Below are 16,818 nucleotides of genomic sequence, written 5' to 3' on the forward strand. Positions count from 1 at the left end.
GGAGCACCCGTGGCAGCGCTGGCAGCATTACTTGAAGATGTCCTTCGACTTGGCCAGCATCTCGTTCTGGCGGGTCGTGTCCGTCGTGCCGTAGAGCTTGGCTTCGGAAATCGCCTTGACGTCCGGCGGCAGGCCTTCGGTCATGCCGGGAAGGACGGGACCGTAGCCAAGGCTCGCATAGATCTTCTGCACGACCGGGCCCTGCATGAAATCGAGATAGAGCTTGGCGGCGTTCGGGTGTGGAGCCTTCTTGAGCATCACGTTGCCGTAGAGAACGTAAGGAACGCCCTCCTCGGGAATGATGAACTTGACCGGCAGCCCCTTCAGGTCCGAAAAGTCGGTCATGATGACCGGCATGTAGATCGAATATTCGCCGCGCGCCGTGCGGCGCTGCGATTCGCGCTGGTCGCGGGTGAAGACCAGCTTCTGGCTCGCAACCTTCTTCACATAGTCTTCGCCGATCTTGTCATAGGTCGAGAAGAACCAGAGGTAACCGGCGCCGATCGCCCGCGGGTCGTCGGAGAGGATCTTGCCCTGCCATTTCGGATCGGCAATGTCCTTCCAGCTCTTAGGCTCGTCGGCAGGCTTCACGAGGCCGGTATTGATCATGATCCCGTAAGGGATGGTCATGACCGAGGCCATCGGCACCTTGAGCTTGAACTTGTCGCCGATCTTCTGCGAATTCGGGGTCGCCGGCAGCGGATCGACGGACTTGTCCTCCTTGTCGTAGAGCATGGTCTGCCCTTCGCTGGTGAACATCACGTCGGCGGCGAAGCGGCCGGCGGCCTGTTCGACGCGGACGCGCTCGCGGATTTCCGAGGCGCGCGCTTCAAGCACTTCGACGGAAATTCCGTACTGCTTGGTGAAGGCCTCGGCGATCTGCTTGGTGCTCGGCTGGCCGACGAGCGCGGTATAGAGGACAAGCGAACCTTCCTTCTTGCCCGCGTCGATCACCTTCTGCCACTCGGCATCCTGCGCGAAAGCGGGCATGCCGACTGCTGCCGAAATGGCAAGGCTGCCCGCAGCCGCCATAAAAAACCGGCGCGACCATTTTTGAATGGCCGAAGTCATGGATGTGTCTGTCGTCACGTGTCTCTCCTCCCTGGAACTGACGATCGAACGCCGCGTCCGGGACTTAGGTCCCGGCACTCGACGCTCAAAATTTCTGCGGCCACCGACCGCGATCTCCCTTTTCACCGCAAGCAGTGCTGTTTTCCCGAACAGCTACCCGATCCCAATAACCGAACTGTCGCTCCTGAAACGATCTGGCGCACGCCCGGCGATTGGCAAGTTCCCTGATAAGCACCGCATGAACGCGGATCATTCAGGCCTTCTGTTCAGGCAGGATCGGCCTCGGCCAACTGAAAACTCCCTTTTCTGAATTCCGATCTGCGCCGGCTCTCCCTGCCAGTCGCGGCGATGCTGTCCGGCACCGGAATTCCCTCTTCTGTTAGATTGACCTTTTCCCGTGCAGGGGAAAAGCACCATTTTTTTACATTCACTTTTCTCGAAAATAGAAAGATGAATTGTGCTACCGTTGACGCGGAGGGCCGCTTGGGAGAGTGGCATGGGAGACCTAAGACATTGGATACACTTATCAATATCCGCACGTTCCTGGCGGTTGCCCGGTCGGGCAGCTTCTCGGCGGCGGGCCGTCATCTCGGCGTTGCACCGTCGGTCGTGACCAAACGCATCAGCCGGCTGGAAGACCAGATGCGGGTGAAACTGTTCGTCCGCTCGACCCGCCAGATCATCCTGACGGAGATCGGCGAGCGCTACCTGCCCCGCTACCAATCCCTGGTCAAGGAGATCGACGATGCCATCAGCGGAGCGGCAGCCGTCGCCCAGCGGATCGAAGGACATCTGAGGATCAAGGCACCGACGACGGTGACGATCGCCTTCCTCGCCCGCATCCTCAGCGACTTCCAGCAAGAGAACCCGAACGTCACCATGGATCTTGCGCTGGTCGATCGTTCCGTCAATCCGGCGGAAGAGGGATATGATATCGCGCTCGGCGCCCTGCCCGCCTCCTATTCCAACGTCGTCGACGAACCGCTTTGCCCCTATCCGCGAAAACTCTGCGCCGCTCCCGACTATCTCGAGAACCGCGGCCTGCCGAAACATCCGCGCGACCTGGTCAATCATATCTGTCTGACGTTTCACGCGACGGGTTCGACCTGGTCGTTCCGCAGCCCCGGCGGGCCGATCGATGTCGAGGTGCGCTCCGCCTTCAGCGCCAACGATACCCAGATCCTGCACGACCTGGCGCTGCGAGGCCGTGGCGTCGCCATGGTGGCGAACTACGTGGCGGAAGAATCCATCCGGACGGGCAAGCTGATCGAACTCCTGCCGGACTATCCCGTCGCGGAACTTTGGCTGAAGGCGCTCATCCCTCAGACCCAAGCGCGCAAACCGACCGTACGCGCGCTGATGGAATGGCTGCGCATTCACATGCACGCGGCTCTCGTTCCGGGTGATCGAGCAGCATGAGCGCCACGCCTTTGCTCCTGGAGAAAAACTGAAAGCGGTTCGGCTTTCTCGAATCGAGAAAGCCGCTACGATGAAAAAACATATTCTCTTGGCCCCCGGCGGCCCTTACCCTCCCGGATCGAGGAAACGCATCGCTGATGCGGGGGTGGTGACCGTCTGGCGACGCGCCGCCCGGGAGTGAGGTTGTGGCCCGCCGCCAAACGAGCGGTTCGGCCGACAGACAAGGGAGGTTTTAGCGGTGGATACTGCTGTGGCCCAGCGGCGCCCTGTGCTTTCGCAATTGGGCGCGATCGATTGCGACGTTCATCCGGACGCACCGGGGCGAGAGGATCTTCTTCCCTATTTCGACGAATATTGGCGCGAGATCGTCACCACGCGCGATGTCGACCGCCTCGAGCTCACCAACTTCCCGACCCGCACCAAGCCGTTCTTCCGGGAGGACTGGAAGAAGACGGAGGGCAAGGGCGTCGAGAAGCTGCGGAAAAACCTGCTCGATCCGTTCGGCCTCAAATATGCGATCCTGAACTGCGTGACCGCCGTGCACGCGATCTACGATCCCTATCTCGCAACCGCCGTCTGCCGCGCCACCAACGACTGGCTGAAGGCGGAATGGCTGGACCGGGACCCGCGCCTGCGCGCCTCCCTTGTGCTCCCTTGGCAGAACCCGGAAGCCGCCGTCGAGGAGATCGAGCGTTTTGCCGACGACAAGCGCTTCGTTCAGATCCTGGCGCTCTGCATGGGCGAAATGCCGCTTGGCCGCCGTATCTACTGGCCGATCTACGAGGCTGCCCAGCGCCACGGTTTTGCGCTCGGCGTGCATGCCGGCAGCGCCTATCGCCACGCGCCGAGCCAGAGCGGCTTCCTCTCCTATCTCGCCGAGGATTATGTCCATCAGATCCAGGGTTTTGCGGCGCAGGTCGGCAGTTTCGTCGCCGAGGGCGTGCTCGGCAAATTCCCGGACATGAAGATCGTCCTGATCGAATCCGGCGTCTCCTGGCTGCCCGGCCAGATGTGGCGGATGAGCAAGGACTGGCGCGGCGCCCGCATCGAGATCCCCTGGGTTAAGGAACCGCCGTCGGCACTCGTCCGCCGCCAGATCCGCATGACAACGCAGCCCTTCGACGCGCCGCGCGACCCGGCCGAACTGGAGCGCATCATCGAACATCTCGATTGCGACGACATGCTGCTGTTCTCGACCGACTATCCGCATGCGCAATTCGAGGGCGAGGCCGCGATCCCCGCTGGTTTCCCGGAACGCCTGATCGACCGGCTGGTTCGGGAGAATGCGCTCGCCACCTATCCGCGACTGCCCCGCAATTCAGGACTGGAGGACTAAGCCATGAGCCAGGCCGTTCTGGAAAAGGACACCACTTTCGAAAAAGGGAGCGAAACCAGGCTCGGGATCGTCGATTGCGATATTCACCCGGCTTTCGGCTCGCCCAGCGAACTTGCGAAATTCCTGCCCGTGCGCTGGCGCGACCATCTGGCCGATTACGGCCAGCGCAGCGCCAATCCGGTGGTCGGCACCCTGCCCTATCCGCGCATGACGCCCGGCAACGGCATGCGCCGCGACGCCTGGCCCCCGAACGGCGGGCCGCCGGCCTCCGACCTTGCCTATCTGCAGGAGCAGCTGCTCGACCCGCTCGGCATCGAATACGGCATCCTGCAGCCGCTCGCGGCGGGTTCCTCGACGCTGAACCAGGAACTGGGCGCGGCCATGTGCGCGGCCGTCAACGACTGGCAGCTCGACAAGTGGACCGGCCCCGATCCGCGCCTGAAAGCTTCCATCTCGGTCACCCAGGAAGACGTGCCGGCAGCCCTCGCCGAAATCGAGGCGCGTATCGGCGACAGGAGCTTTGCCCAGATCGCCATCCCGCCGCGTACCATCGAGCCGGCGGGCCGGCGCCGCTATTGGCCGATCTACGAGGCTGCCGAACATTACGACATGCCGATCGGCATGCATTCGGCCGCCTACGGCCAGCACACCAACAGTGGCGCCGGCTGGCTGAATTTCTATATCGAGGAGCACTACGCCTTCTCGCACAGCCTGCAGAGCGTCGTGACCAGCATGGTCTTCGAGGGTGTCTTCGAACGTTTCCCGAAGCTGAAGCTGGTCGTCGTCGAAGGCGGTTTCGCCTGGGCGGCACCGCTGATGTGGCGGCTCGACAAGCAGTGGGAGCGGATGCGCTCCGAGGTGCCGCATGTGAAGCGGCCGCCGTCCGAATATATCCGCGAAAACGTCTGGTTCACCACCCAGCCGATCGAGGAGCCGGAGAACAACCGCCACCTGCTCGACACGCTGCGCTGGGTCGGCACCGACCGGCTGATGTTCTCGACCGACTATCCGCACTGGGATTTCGACGATCCGCGCTATGCCTTCAAGGTGCCCCTGTCGCCGACGGAGCGCACAAGGATCTTTCGCGACAATGCAAAAAGCGTCTACCGTCTGCCCTGAACACGGAGTGCAAACATCAGCTCCTCCGGAAAATGCAGTCAACATCGATGGATTGAACAGAGAATGGCCCGTCACGTCATCGCCAAGGTCGACGAACTCGACATCGGCAAGTCCAAGCTGGTGAAGGTCGCAGGCCGCGACATTGCCCTCTTCAACGTCAAGGGCGAGTTCTTCGCCATCGCCAACCGGTGCCCGCACGAAGGTGCCGACCTGTGCCGCGGCCAGGTGGTCGGGCTTGCCGAAGCCGACGAGCCCGGCAAGGTCCGCATGACGCGGCACGGGGAACTCATCCGCTGCCCCTGGCACGGCTGGGAATTCGACATCCGCACCGGAAAATCCTGGTGCGACCCGGCCCGCACCCGCGTGAAAAGCTTCGACGTTTCCGTCGCCAAGGGCGGAGCGCTGACGGAAGGCCCCTATCAGGCCGAAACCTTCCAGGTCTCCATCGACGAGGACTATGTCGTGGTTGAGATCTGAGGGGAACCTCAGGTTTCGTGGATTCGGACCAAGGCCCGGTGTATAGGCATCGGGTGGCTTCGAGCATCCTCAGACAACCGTCGCCTACCAACCTTGCTACCCAAGGCCTTGCTCCCACCGACCCTTCTCCCCTCGGCCTCACCTCCACTCGACGTCATCCTCGCACTCGACGTCATCCTCGGGCTTGACCCGAGGATCCATGGTGCTGGCGGTGCGGATGCTGGATCCTCGGGTCAAGCCCGAGGATGACGACCTACGGCGCGAGGCAACGTAAGCCTACAGGGCGGGCCAGCGCCGATCCGGTCCAGCCCGGCGGAAAACCTCGCCGGGCGTTGCTTCGCAAATCAGATCATTTCGAGCGCCAGCGCAATGCCCTGACCGCCGCCGATGCAGAGCGTCACGACGCCCCGCTTCAGGCCGTCGCGCTGCATCGAATAAAGAAGCCTGGTCGTCAGGATCGCTCCCGTCGCGCCGATTGGATGGCCGTGCGCAACCGCCCCGCCTTCGACATTGGCGATGTCCTCCGGCAGGCCGAGCCCCTTGAGGACCGCGAGTGGCACCGCCGCATAGGCCTCGTTGATCTCGATCCGCTCGATGTCGCCGATCGTCCAGCCGGCCCGTTCCAACGCCTGGTTGACGGCTGGAATTGGCCCGAGCGCGAACATGCCGGGTTCGACGGCGGCGACGCCATAGGACACCAGCCTCGCCATCGGCCTCAGACCCTTGCTTTCCGCAAAACCCCGATCCGCGACGATCATTGCCGCAGCGCCGCTGTTGAGGCCGGGCGCATTGCCGGCGGTGATCGTGCCGTCGTCGCGGAAGACCGGCTTCAGCTTCGCAAGCGCTTCGACCGTCGTGTCGGGCCTTGGTGTTTCGTCGGCAGCAAAACTCCTGACGCCGCCCTTCACCGGAAGATCGATGCCGACGATCTCGGCCGCGAACCTGCCGTCCGCCTGCGCGGCGCTGAAGCGCTGCTGCGAACGGGCCGCCCAGCGATCCTGGTCCGCGCGGCTGATCTCTCGCGAGGCGATCATATCCTCCGTGTGCCAGCCGGAATGTTTGTCGGAGAAGGCATCGTGAAGGCCGTCGAGCAGCATGCTGTCGAAGATCTCCGCATGGCCCATGCGGTAACCCCAGCGGCCGCCGCTCATCAGGTAGGGCGCGCGGTCCATGTTCTCCATGCCGCCGGCAATCGCGACTTTGGCATGGCCGAGCCAGATATCCTTGGCCGCGCTGGCGACCGCCTCGGCACCCGAGCCGCAGACGCGGTTGACGGTGACGGCCGGTACCGAGACCGGCAGGCCGCCATGGATCGCCGCCTGCCGCGCCGGGTTCATCCTGTTGCCGGCCTGCACGACATTGCCCATGGTGACCGAAGCCACCTCGGCGGCGTCGAGGCCGGATCGCGCGATGGTTTCGCGGATCACCGCGGCGCCGAGATCGACCGCCGCGATGCCGGCGAGCGAACCGTTATATTTGCCGATCGCGGTGCGGACCGGCTGGACGATGACGACTTCGGACATGGTGGCTCTCCCTAGATTGCGTTTTCGTCGAAGCGGCGCAGGATGACGCTGGCATTGACGCCACCGAAACCGAAACCGTTGGACAGCGCGTATTCGACCTTGGCGTGACGTGCATGCGGACCGATGAGATCGAGGCCTTCGGCCAGCGGATCGGGGTCTTCGAGATTGAGGGTCGGCGGCAATATGCCGTCGCGCAGCGCAAGCGCGGTGATGATTGCTTCGAGGCCGCCCGCCGCGCCGAGCAGATGGCCGGTTGCCGATTTGGTGGACGAGATCGCCGGACCGCCTTCTGTACCGAAAATCGTCTTGATGGCAGCCAGCTCGCCCGCGTCACCCACCGGCGTCGATGTGGCATGCGCGTTGAGATAACCGATCGCTTCCGGCGGAAGGCCCGCCATCTGCAGCGCCCGCCGGATGGCCCTCTGGGCACCCGAACCATCGGCCGGACCGGCCGTCAGATGATAGGCATCGGCGCTGGTGCCGTAGCCCACCACTTCGACCAGCGGTGTCGCACCGCGCGCCAGCGCGTGCTCGAGCGTCTCGATGACGACGATACCGGCGCCCTCGCCCATGACGAAACCGTCGCGTGCCGCGTCGAACGGCCGCGAAGCCTTTTCAGGCGTCTCGTTGAACGCGGTGGAAAGCCCCCGCGCCGCCGCAAATCCGCCAAGCGCCACGCGGTTGATGCAGGCCTCGGTGCCGCCGCAGAGGGCGACATCGACCTCACCGCTCCGGATCATCCTGACGCCGTCGCCGATCGCCTGCACGCTTGCCGCGCAAGCGGTTACCGGCGCCCCGATCGGGCCCTTGAAGCCGTAACGGATGGACACATGCCCGGCCGCAAGATTGACCAGGAAGGACGGTATGGTGAAGGGCGACAGCCGACCGGCACCGCGCCCATCCACCGTGCGCACCGCCTCGGCGATCGTGTGAAACCCACCGATGCCCGAGGCGATGATCGTCGCGGTGCGATCCTGCTTGTCGTCGGTATCGGCCACCCAGCCGGATTGCTCCAGCGCCTGCCGCGAGGCTTCAAGCGCAAACCCGATGAAACGGTCCATCTTCTTGCGCTCCTTGTGCGGAACCGCAAGATCGATATCGAAACCGAACTCGTCCTCGTCGATGCCGGGCACGACGCCGCCGACCTTGGCATCGATATCCGGCACCATGTCGTCGGCAAGCCGGCGCAGGCCGGAGCGCCCCTCGATCAGGCGCTTCCAGGTGGCCTCCACGCCGCTCGCAAGCGGCGAAACCATGCCCATGCCGGTGATCACGATCCTGTCGCCTGGCCTGTCGCCCACTCTTCCCGCGCCTGATCTTGCCGCCATGTTTCACCTCGATTTAAATTTTGATCATCATATATCTCCTTTTACATGACGATCAAAATATAAGAGTCAAGATGGTCCGAAGGAGAAGATGATGAAGGTGAGCCGCCAGGAAGCCGAGGAGAACCGCAGTCGCGTGGTGTTGAAAGCCGGCGAATTGTTCCGCGAATACGGCTTTGACGGCATCGGCATTGCCGACCTGATGAAGGCGGCGGGCCTGACGCATGGGGGATTTTACGGCCAGTTCAAATCCAAGGTGGATCTGGCGGCAGAGGCTTCGCGCCAGGCGCTGGCGCTCAATGCCGCTGCCTGGCGGGAGACCATCGGCCGCACCCGTGAAAAGGCCCTCAAGGCGATTGCCGGCATGTATCTGTCCCGGCCGAACCTGATCTTCAAGGCCAAGGGCTGCACCTTCGCCTCGCTCTGCGCCGATGCCTCCCGCCAGGGTGAAGCGGTGCAATCCGTCTTCGCCGAGGGCATCGAAAACCATTTGCAGCTGCTTCAGGAGATCGTTGATGGCAATGACGACGGGGATCGGCGCCACAGGTCGATCGTCATCCTGTCGCAGATGGTCGGTGGGCTGACGCTCGCCCGCGCGGTCGGCGATGTGCCGCTTGCGGCGGAAATCCTTGCTGCCCTTCGCGACGAGCTGGAGACCAGGCACTAAGCCCTTATGGCGCAACGGAAATGCGCCCACCGCCCGGCTGCACCCCAGAATTTGTTCCCGAACGCCTCCATGAAGAATTTCCTGCCTGTGCGGCCCGCGATTTCGCTGGCAATATGTGAGAAATGGCTGGATGCAGGAGAGAGCAATGACGATCGCCAACCTATCTCGACGGACCCTTCTGCAGGCGGGCGGCGCGCTGCTTGCCTCGACCGCCTTGCCGACCTTCACCCTTGCTCAAGGCGCCCCCGCCGGCGGTCGCCTGATCGTCGCCGCAGATTCCGAACCGAAAAACCTCAACCCGGCGATCGTCGCCTCGAACGGCGTGTTCTTCATCGCCAGCAAGGTGATCGAGCCGCTCGCGGAAGCTTCCTTCGACGGCAAGGATGGCCTCGCACCACGTCTCGCCACGTCCTGGGAGGGATCGGCGGACGGCAAGTCGGTCACCTTCAAGCTGCGCGAAGGCGTGAAATGGCATGACGGCAAGCCGTTCACCTCGGCCGACGTCGCCTATTCGGCGCTCAATATCTGGAAGCCGCTGCAGAATCTCGGCCGCCTCGTCTTCGCCAATCTCGAAGCCGTGGACACGCCGGACGCGACGACCGCCGTCTTCAAGTTCTCGAAGCCGACCCCGCTGCAGCTTATCCGCAACGCTTTGCCGGTCGTCAGCAGCGTCGTGCCCAGACATCTCTACGAAGGCACGGACATCGCCACGAATCCGGCCAATGTGAAGCTGGTCGGCACCGGTCCGTTCAAGCTCACCGAATACAAGCCGGGCGAATATTACCGCCTGACCAGGAATGCCGATTATTGGGGCAAGGGCGAGCCGAAGCTCGACGAGGTGATCTTCCGCGTCCTGCCGGATCGCGCCGGAGCGGGTGCGGCGCTCGAAGCGGAAGAGATCCAGCTCGCCGCGTTCTCGGCGGTGCCGCTTACCGATCTTGCCCGCATTTCCAAGGTGCCGGGCATCAAGGTGATCTCGAAAGGCTACGAAGCGCTGACCTATCAGCTCGTGGTCGAGATCAACCATCGCCGCAAGGAGCTCGCCGACCTCAAGGTGCGGCAGGCTATCGCCCATGCGATCGACAGGAAGTTCGTCGTCGACACGATCTTCCTCGGTTACGCCGCCGCCTCGACCGGACCGGTGCCGAAGAACGCCCCGGAATTTTATGACGCCAGCGTGCCGACCTACGCTTTCGACACCGCCAAGGCGAATGCCCTGCTCGACGAGGCCGGTTACAAGAAGGGCGCCAATGGCACCCGCTTCTCGTTGAAGCTGCGCCCGGCGCCCTATTTCAACGAGACGAAGCAGTTCGGCGACTATCTCCGCCAGGCGCTCGCAGCCGTCGGCATCGACGCGCAGCTCATCAACGCCGATTCCGCCGCCCACCAGAAGGCGGTCTATACGGATCACGATTTCGATCTTGCCATCGGCCCGCCGGTTTTCCGTGGCGACCCGGCGATCTCGACGACCATCCTCGTCCGGTCCGGCATTCCGGCCGGCGTGCCCTTCTCCAACCAGGGCGGCTACGAGAACAAGGAGCTCGACGGCATCATCGCCAAGGCTGCGGAAACGGTCGATACCGCGGCCCGCACGGAACTCTACAAGCAGTTCCAGCAGATCGTCGCTACCGACCTGCCGCTGATCAACGTCGCCGAATGGGGTTTTATCACGGTGGCGCGCGATACGGTGGAGAACGTCTCCAACAATCCGCGCTGGGCCGTATCGAACTGGTCGGATACCGCGCTGAAATCGTGATAGGCTCTCCGCACTATCCGATTCAGGAGCGCTTTCCGGCGTGAACCGAGCCATTCGATTGATCCGACGTCGCGCGATCAGCAGCATCCCCGTGCTGCTGATCGTCGTCGTCCTGACCTTCCTCCTGCTCGAATCCGCCTCCGGCGATGCGGTGGACGCCTATCTCCTGTCGATCGGCGGCGGCGATGCGACGGTCGCCCAGTCGCTGCGCCAGGCCTACGGCCTCGACCAGTCTATGCTCGCCCGGCTGTGGCTGTATGTCTCGTCGCTGGCGAAGCTCGATCTCGGTTGGTCGGTCGCCTTCGGAAGGCCGGTTCTCGAACTCATCCTCGAACGCCTGCCGAATACCCTGCTGCTGATGGGCAGCGCCACAGCGATCTCCTTCGGGCTCGGTTCGGCGCTCGGCATCGTCGCCGGCTCAAAGCCGGAAAGCATAAGAGACAGAGTGCTTTCGACCGGCTCTCTTATCCTCTACGCGATCCCCAGCTTCTGGCTCGGCCTGGTGCTCAGCATCGTCTTCGCGGTCCAGCTCCGCTGGCTGCCAACCTCGGGCATCGAGACCATCGCCTCCGGCAAGGTGGGGCTTGCCCGCGCCGCCGATATCACCAGGCATCTCGTCCTGCCCGTCGGTGCGCTGGCGCTGATCTATATGGCACTGTTCCTGCGGGTGATGCGCTCCGGCATGGCGCAGGCGTGGACGCTGGATTTCGTGCTCTTCGCCCGCTCCAAGGGTCTTTCCCGCAGCCGCATCGTCCTGCGCCATGTGGCGCGCAATGCCCTTCTCCCGCTCGTCACCATGCTCGGCCTGCAATCGGCCGCCATGCTCGGCGGCAGCGTCGTCATCGAAAGCATCTTTGCCATTCCAGGTTTCGGACGGCTGGCGCAGGAGGCGGTCAGCGGCCGCGACGCACCGCTGCTGATGGGCATCATCGTCGTCAGCGCCGTGCTGGTGATCTCCGTCAATCTCGTCATCGACCTCGTTTATGCCGCACTCGACCCGCGTGTCGGCGCCTCGGAGCCCAACCGATGAGAGGGCGCGAGAGAGCGACCGTGAGGGCGCGCGCATGAGGCTCCTTCGAGATCTCGTCCGCGCGCCGGAAGGCGCGATCGGGCTCGGCATTCTGACGCTTCTGGTGCTCGTGGCCCTGTTTGCACCCGCCTTGTCCCCCGGCGATCCGCTGCACATCGCCGGCCGGGCGCTGCTGCCGCCTTTCACCGATCCCGCCTTCCCGCTTGGCACCGACCGGCTCGGCCGCGACGTGCTGGCCGGTGTTCTCCACGGAACCCGCACCTCTCTGGCAGTCGGTCTTGCGGCGGCCTTGGCAGCGATTGCCATCGGGCTCTGTGTCGGCCTGACGGCTGGTTTTGCCGGAGGGCTGATCGACGAGGGGCTGATGCGTGTCGTCGATGCCTTCCAGATCGTCCCGAGCTTCCTTCTGGCGCTCGCCTTCGTCAGCGTCATCGGCGCCTCGGTGCCGGTCGTGGTTCTGGCAATCGCGCTCGGCGCCTGGGCCGATCCGGCGCGGCTGACGCGGGCGCAGGTGCTTTCCATCCGCGAGCGGGATTATGTCGCCTCCGCCCGGGTGATCGGCATGCATCCGGCCGAAATTGCCTTCCGGGAAATCCTGCCCAACGCCCTGCCACCGGTTCTGGCACTATCGGCCATCATTGTCGCCGCGGCGATCCTCACCGAAGCTGCCCTTTCCTTCCTCGGCCTCGGCGATCCGAACGTCGTCACCTGGGGTTCGATGATCGCCGAGGGCCGCAACATCCTCCGCTCCTCCCCGTCGCTGTCGATCTTTCCAGGCATCGCGCTGGTCGTGACCGTCGTCGGCGTCTACCTGTTCAGCGAAGGCCTGACCAAGGCGCTCGCCGGCCGGAGGCTGGAGCCATGAGCACGCTTTGCGAGATCAGGGGCCTCTCGGTCACCTATCGCGGCCAGACGGAGCCGGCGCTGGATCATGTGGATCTCGATATCGTCGCCGGCGAACGGCTGGCGATTATCGGCGAGAGCGGCTCCGGCAAAAGCACGCTTGCCCGCGCCATCGCCGGTCTCTTGCCGCCCGGTGCCCGGCTGGAGGGCAAGATGCAATGGCGCTCGGGCCAGCCGCCCTTGCCCGGCCGCGATCTCGGTTTCGTTTTCCAGGACCCGTCCTCCAGCCTCAACCCCGTATTGACGATCGGCGAACAGGTGGCAGAGGGCGGCCGCCGGCATCTCGGTCTGTCTTGGAGACCGGCTTATACTCTCGCGCTAAAAATGCTGGAGCGTGTCCGCATCCCAGAGCCGGAAAATGCGATGAAGGCCTTCCCGCACCAGCTGTCCGGCGGCCAGAGGCAGCGCGTCGCGATTGCAGCGGCCCTCGTCGCCAGGCCCGGCATGCTGATCGCCGACGAGGCGACCAGCGCGCTCGATATGGTCGTGCAGGCTCAGATCGTCTCATTGCTCGACGAACTGGTCCGCGAAGCCGGCATGACGCTCATCTTCATCACCCACGACATCGCGCTCGCTTCGGGCTTTGCCGACCGCCTGGCGATCTTCAAGGATGGCAATCTCATAGAATCGGGTCCGACCGGAAATGTCCTTGCTTCGCCCAAGGACGCCTATACGAGAACCCTGATCGCCAGCCATCGCGATCTCACGACACCTCCGCTCATCCGGGAGGCCAGCGTTTGACCCTGCTGGCGATCGAAAACCTCTCGAAGCGTTTTTCCTCTGGCAGCCGCGAGGTTGCGGCAATCAGCGATGTCTCGTTGACGCTCGAACCCGGCGAGACGCTCGGCCTCGTCGGCGCTTCGGGCAGCGGCAAATCCACCCTCGCCCGCATCCTGATGCGGCTGCTGCCGGCCGATGCCGGCTCGATCCGCTTCGAGGGCGAGGACTGGCTATCGCTATCCGGCCCTGACCTGCGCCGCCGCCGGGCCAGAATGCAGATGGTGTTTCAGGATGTGCTCGGCGCCTTCAATCCGCGTGCGACGGTCGCTTCGGTCCTCGACGATCCGCTGCGCATCCACGACATCGTGCCGAAAGCCGGGCGCGCACAAGAAATCGCGGCGCTGCTCAACCGCGTCGGCCTGCCCGCCAACTATGCGGAGCGCTCGATCCGCGAGGTTTCCGGCGGCCAGCGGCAGCGCATCGCGATTGCCCGCGCCATCGCCACGAAGCCGTCACTGATCGTACTCGACGAGGCGGTATCGGCGCTCGATGTCTCGATCCGCGGCAGGATCCTCGAACTGCTGGTCGAGCTACAAGAAGAGCGTGGCATCAGCTATCTTTTCATATCGCACGATCTTGCCGTCCTGCGCGCCGTCTCCCACCGGATCGCCGTCATGGATGCCGGACGGCTCACCGAGACCGGGCCGATGCGGCAGGTGATCGAAAATCCGCAATCGCCAGCGACCAAGGCCTTGGTCGATGCCGTACCCCGCCTTGTGACAGAACCAACGGAAGCACCATCGCATGACGTTTGACCGCTGGAACCCGCTGAACGACGCACCGTCCTTCCCCGCCGCGCGCTACGCCAGGATCGCCGACCGGATCGGCAGGATCCTGAAGACCCGCAACGACGTGCTGCTGATCCAGGCGGAAGCCGTCGTCGCGCTGGAGGCGGTGGCGCTGAGCCTCTCCCGTCCCGGCCTGAAGGCGATCAATATCGTCACCAGCATGTATGGCGGATGGTTCGGCGCCTGGCTTCGGCGCGGCGGCGCCGAGGTCGTTGATCTCTTGGCCGAAGCAGCCCGCCCCATCGGGCTGGAAGCGGTCGAGGCGGCGCTGAATGCCCATCCGGACATCAAGGTCCTGGCGCTGGTCCATGCGGAATCGGCAAGCGGCATCCGCAACCCGCTGGAGGAGATCGTAGCGCTCGCCCGGTCCCGCGGTATCGTGACGGTCGTGGATGCGGTCGCCTCGATCGGTGGCCACGCGCTTGATATCGACGAACTCGGCATCGACATCGCCGTCATCGGACCGCAGAAGGCGCTGGCGGGGCCGGCCGGGCTTTCGGCGCTGTCAGTCAGTCCCGCCGCCTGGAAACTCATCACCCGCGATGGCGGCCCGAAGGATTCGATCCTCTCGCTTCTCGACCAGAAGGCCTGGCTCGAGGCCGGCCGCGGCGCGCTTCCCGGCACGACCGCGCCGCTTGAATTTTTCGCACTGGAAGCAGCCCTCGATCGCGTCGAGGCGGAGGGCGTCGATGCCATCGTCGCCCGCCATGTCCGCGCCGCCCGCGCGACCCGAGCAGCACTTACGGCCATGGGCGGCGAACTCTGGGTCGATGCCCTGCATGGCTCGAACCTGGTGACCACAGCCCGGCTTCCGGCTTCAGCCGATCCGGCCGCCGTGCTTTCCGTCGCGCCTCAGGGCATCGAGCTTTCCGCCGGCGTCGGCCCCGGCGCCGAGCGCCTGATCCGGCTGAACCATACCGGCCAGCGCGCCCGTTTCGATATCGTGCTCGGCAATCTGACGGCCTATGGCATGGCGCTCCGAAGACGGGGGTTCAAAGCGGACATATCCGCCGCCGTCGATGCGATCGCCCTGCATTACGGCGATTGATCAGAAGCCTTTTTCGATCAGCCAGTCCTGGGCGATCATCTCGTCCTCGGCGCCTATGCCGTGATTGGCGTCAAGCGTTCTGGCGGTGAGTTCCGCGCCCGCAGTGCGAAGCCGTTCTTCGAGTTCCTCAGCCAGCGACCCGTAGAAATCGTCGGTCGCGCTGAGCGACAGGACATGCGTGCCGGAAAGATCGACGGCCGGCCGGGCCTCCAGGCAGTTCATCGACCGCAGCAGGACCGCTTTGCGGATCAGGCCCGGATGAAGCTGCATCACCGCGCCGATCATGTTGCCGCCATTCGACCAGCCGGCAAAGGCCGTCCGCGCCGGATCGGCGCCATAGGCGGGGCCGAGATCCTCCACGAAGGCGACGAAGGCCTCCGCTTCGGACGCAATTTCCTTCTGGTCGAAGGTCGTCTCCGTGAAGCGGCGGAAATATCGCGGATGCCCCTCGTCCAATGAGCGTCCGCGCACCCCGATCAGCATGGAGTTCGGCGCAGCCTTGCGTCCGAAAGGCAGCATGGTCGTTTCATTGCCGCCGGTGCCGTGCAGCAGCACCAGCGTCGAGCCGTCCCAGTTCTCCGGCATGTGGATGCGGTGCACGAAGGGCAGGTCGCGATAGATGATGCGCTCCTCGCCCGGCAAGCCGAACTGCGGCAGCATGACCCGCAGGACGTCGTGGTCTTCGTTGAAATGCGCCGGGATGAAAAGTTCGGACCCGAGCGTTTCAACCGGCTCGTCGGCGGTGAAACCCGGCCCATCGGATGCCAACTCGATCAGCGTGCCGGACGGCTCGCGGACATACAGCGAGTAGAAATAGTGCCGGTCGTGCATGTTCATCTCGCCGGCGTCTTCCGCCAGCAACCCAGCATGCACCGCCTCGACCTTCGTCCGATCGACAGCGCGGAAGGCGATATGGTCGATCGTGCCGGTGCCGGGTGCCGCGGTCCAGAAACCGCCGGCGTCGCGGACATCGACGATATCCTGCGCATCCGACACCAGCCGCTGGATATTGCCGTCCTTCGGGCCGAGCCGAAGCCCCATGTGGCGCGTCAAGAAAGCCGCCGTCTGCTCCGGTTTGTCGGAAAGGATAGTCGCGCCATAGAGCCTGCGGATCGCATCCGCCTCCGCAATGCCACCACCGCTCCACCAGACCCAGGGCGTCGTCTCCTCGACGCCGACCAGCTTGACGATGATCCCGTCCGGGTCGGTCAGCCGCAGCACCGGTTCGCCGAACTCCTGGGCCGGGCCGGAAAGCTTGACGTTGAACTGCAGCGCCCGTGTCAGCCAGAAACCGATCGCCTCGGGCGCAATCGCAAAACTGATCTCGCTCGGCGCCCCATGCCCGACGCGCCCAAGCGAGCCATCCTCCCAGGCCAGAAAGGTGACGAGCGAACCAGGCGTCGCCGCCCCGTCTCCGTAGAACAGATGAAGCTGACGGGCGTCCTCGAAACCGGCCGTCCGCTTGACGAGCCTGAGGCCAAGGAAGCCCACATAGAAATCGACATTCGCCTGGATCTTGCGGGTGATGGCGGTGATGTGATGCAGGCCGCTGGTCATGCGAGTGTCGAACCCTTTT

Annotated in this window: 15 protein-coding genes; 11 read left to right on the top strand and 4 right to left on the bottom strand. The window is 64.3% G+C overall.

Annotation, left to right across the window (positions count from 1 at the left end):
* Positions 1–27: 27 nt before the first annotated feature.
* Positions 28–1,089: an ABC transporter substrate-binding protein gene (locus tag ACSQ8R_RS10320; protein ID WP_436253255.1), complete on the bottom strand. Its 1,062-nt coding sequence runs from the start codon at positions 1,087–1,089 to the stop codon at positions 28–30.
* A 495-nt stretch (positions 1,090–1,584) separates the two neighbouring features.
* Here ACSQ8R_RS10320 and ACSQ8R_RS10325 point away from each other — a divergent pair, with 495 nt between their 5' ends.
* The 4 genes from ACSQ8R_RS10325 to ACSQ8R_RS10340 all read left to right on the top strand — a co-directional run bounded on the left by ACSQ8R_RS10325 (position 1,585) and on the right by ACSQ8R_RS10340 (position 5,422).
* Positions 1,585–2,490, top strand: a complete 906-nt coding sequence (locus ACSQ8R_RS10325; protein ID WP_037083326.1) for a LysR family transcriptional regulator — start codon at positions 1,585–1,587, stop codon at positions 2,488–2,490.
* A gap of 238 nt (positions 2,491–2,728) precedes the next feature.
* Complete coding sequence (locus ACSQ8R_RS10330; protein WP_436253256.1) at positions 2,729–3,826, top strand: amidohydrolase family protein; 1,098 nt, start codon at positions 2,729–2,731, stop codon at positions 3,824–3,826.
* A 3-nt stretch (positions 3,827–3,829) separates the two neighbouring features.
* Positions 3,830–4,945: an amidohydrolase family protein gene (locus tag ACSQ8R_RS10335; RefSeq protein WP_436253257.1), complete on the top strand. Its 1,116-nt coding sequence runs from the start codon at positions 3,830–3,832 to the stop codon at positions 4,943–4,945.
* A gap of 63 nt (positions 4,946–5,008) precedes the next feature.
* A complete protein-coding gene (locus ACSQ8R_RS10340; RefSeq protein WP_436253258.1) occupies positions 5,009–5,422 on the top strand; it encodes a Rieske (2Fe-2S) protein in 414 nt (137 codons plus the stop codon).
* A gap of 344 nt (positions 5,423–5,766) precedes the next feature.
* Here the strand turns inward: ACSQ8R_RS10340 and ACSQ8R_RS10345 are convergent, their stop codons facing one another.
* Together ACSQ8R_RS10345 and fabF are read right to left on the bottom strand one after the other, a co-directional pair.
* Positions 5,767–6,945 carry a thiolase family protein gene (locus ACSQ8R_RS10345; RefSeq protein ID WP_436253259.1) on the bottom strand — a complete coding sequence of 393 codons (1,179 nt, stop codon included), beginning with the start codon at positions 6,943–6,945 and terminating at the stop codon, positions 5,767–5,769.
* Positions 6,946–6,956: 11 nt separating this feature from the next.
* Complete coding sequence (gene fabF / locus ACSQ8R_RS10350) at positions 6,957–8,273, bottom strand: beta-ketoacyl-ACP synthase II (protein ID WP_436253260.1); 1,317 nt, start codon at positions 8,271–8,273, stop codon at positions 6,957–6,959.
* An 88-nt stretch (positions 8,274–8,361) separates the two neighbouring features.
* Between fabF and ACSQ8R_RS10355 the strand changes: the two genes are divergently transcribed.
* From ACSQ8R_RS10355 to ACSQ8R_RS10385, 7 genes are all read left to right on the top strand, one after another.
* Complete coding sequence (locus tag ACSQ8R_RS10355; protein ID WP_436253261.1) at positions 8,362–8,937, top strand: TetR/AcrR family transcriptional regulator; 576 nt, start codon at positions 8,362–8,364, stop codon at positions 8,935–8,937.
* A 145-nt stretch (positions 8,938–9,082) separates the two neighbouring features.
* Positions 9,083–10,693 carry an ABC transporter substrate-binding protein gene (locus ACSQ8R_RS10360; RefSeq protein ID WP_436253262.1) on the top strand — a complete coding sequence of 537 codons (1,611 nt, stop codon included), beginning with the start codon at positions 9,083–9,085 and terminating at the stop codon, positions 10,691–10,693.
* Between the two features lie 40 nt (positions 10,694–10,733).
* On the top strand, positions 10,734–11,723 hold the full coding sequence (locus ACSQ8R_RS10365; protein WP_436253263.1) for an ABC transporter permease: 990 nt from the start codon (positions 10,734–10,736) through the stop codon (positions 11,721–11,723).
* A gap of 34 nt (positions 11,724–11,757) precedes the next feature.
* Positions 11,758–12,588: an ABC transporter permease gene (locus ACSQ8R_RS10370; protein WP_436253264.1), complete on the top strand. Its 831-nt coding sequence runs from the start codon at positions 11,758–11,760 to the stop codon at positions 12,586–12,588.
* On the top strand, positions 12,585–13,367 hold the full coding sequence (locus ACSQ8R_RS10375; protein ID WP_436253265.1) for an ABC transporter ATP-binding protein: 783 nt from the start codon (positions 12,585–12,587) through the stop codon (positions 13,365–13,367). Before ACSQ8R_RS10370 ends, ACSQ8R_RS10375 begins: the two co-directional genes overlap by 4 nt.
* Entirely contained in the window at positions 13,364–14,161 is a 798-nt protein-coding gene (locus ACSQ8R_RS10380) for an ABC transporter ATP-binding protein (protein WP_436253266.1), read from the top strand. The genes ACSQ8R_RS10375 and ACSQ8R_RS10380 overlap by 4 nt, the downstream gene beginning before the upstream one ends.
* Positions 14,151–15,242 carry a pyridoxal-phosphate-dependent aminotransferase family protein gene (locus ACSQ8R_RS10385; RefSeq protein WP_436253267.1) on the top strand — a complete coding sequence of 364 codons (1,092 nt, stop codon included), beginning with the start codon at positions 14,151–14,153 and terminating at the stop codon, positions 15,240–15,242. Before ACSQ8R_RS10380 ends, ACSQ8R_RS10385 begins: the two co-directional genes overlap by 11 nt.
* On the opposite strand, the gene ACSQ8R_RS10390 is transcribed toward ACSQ8R_RS10385, so the two are convergent.
* On the bottom strand, positions 15,243–16,799 hold the full coding sequence (locus tag ACSQ8R_RS10390) for a VOC family protein (protein ID WP_436253268.1): 1,557 nt from the start codon (positions 16,797–16,799) through the stop codon (positions 15,243–15,245).
* Between the last annotated feature and the right edge of the window lie 19 nt (positions 16,800–16,818).

Source organism: Neorhizobium sp. LjRoot104 (assembly GCF_964253725.1).
Classification (GTDB): Bacteria; Pseudomonadota; Alphaproteobacteria; order Rhizobiales; family Rhizobiaceae; genus Neorhizobium.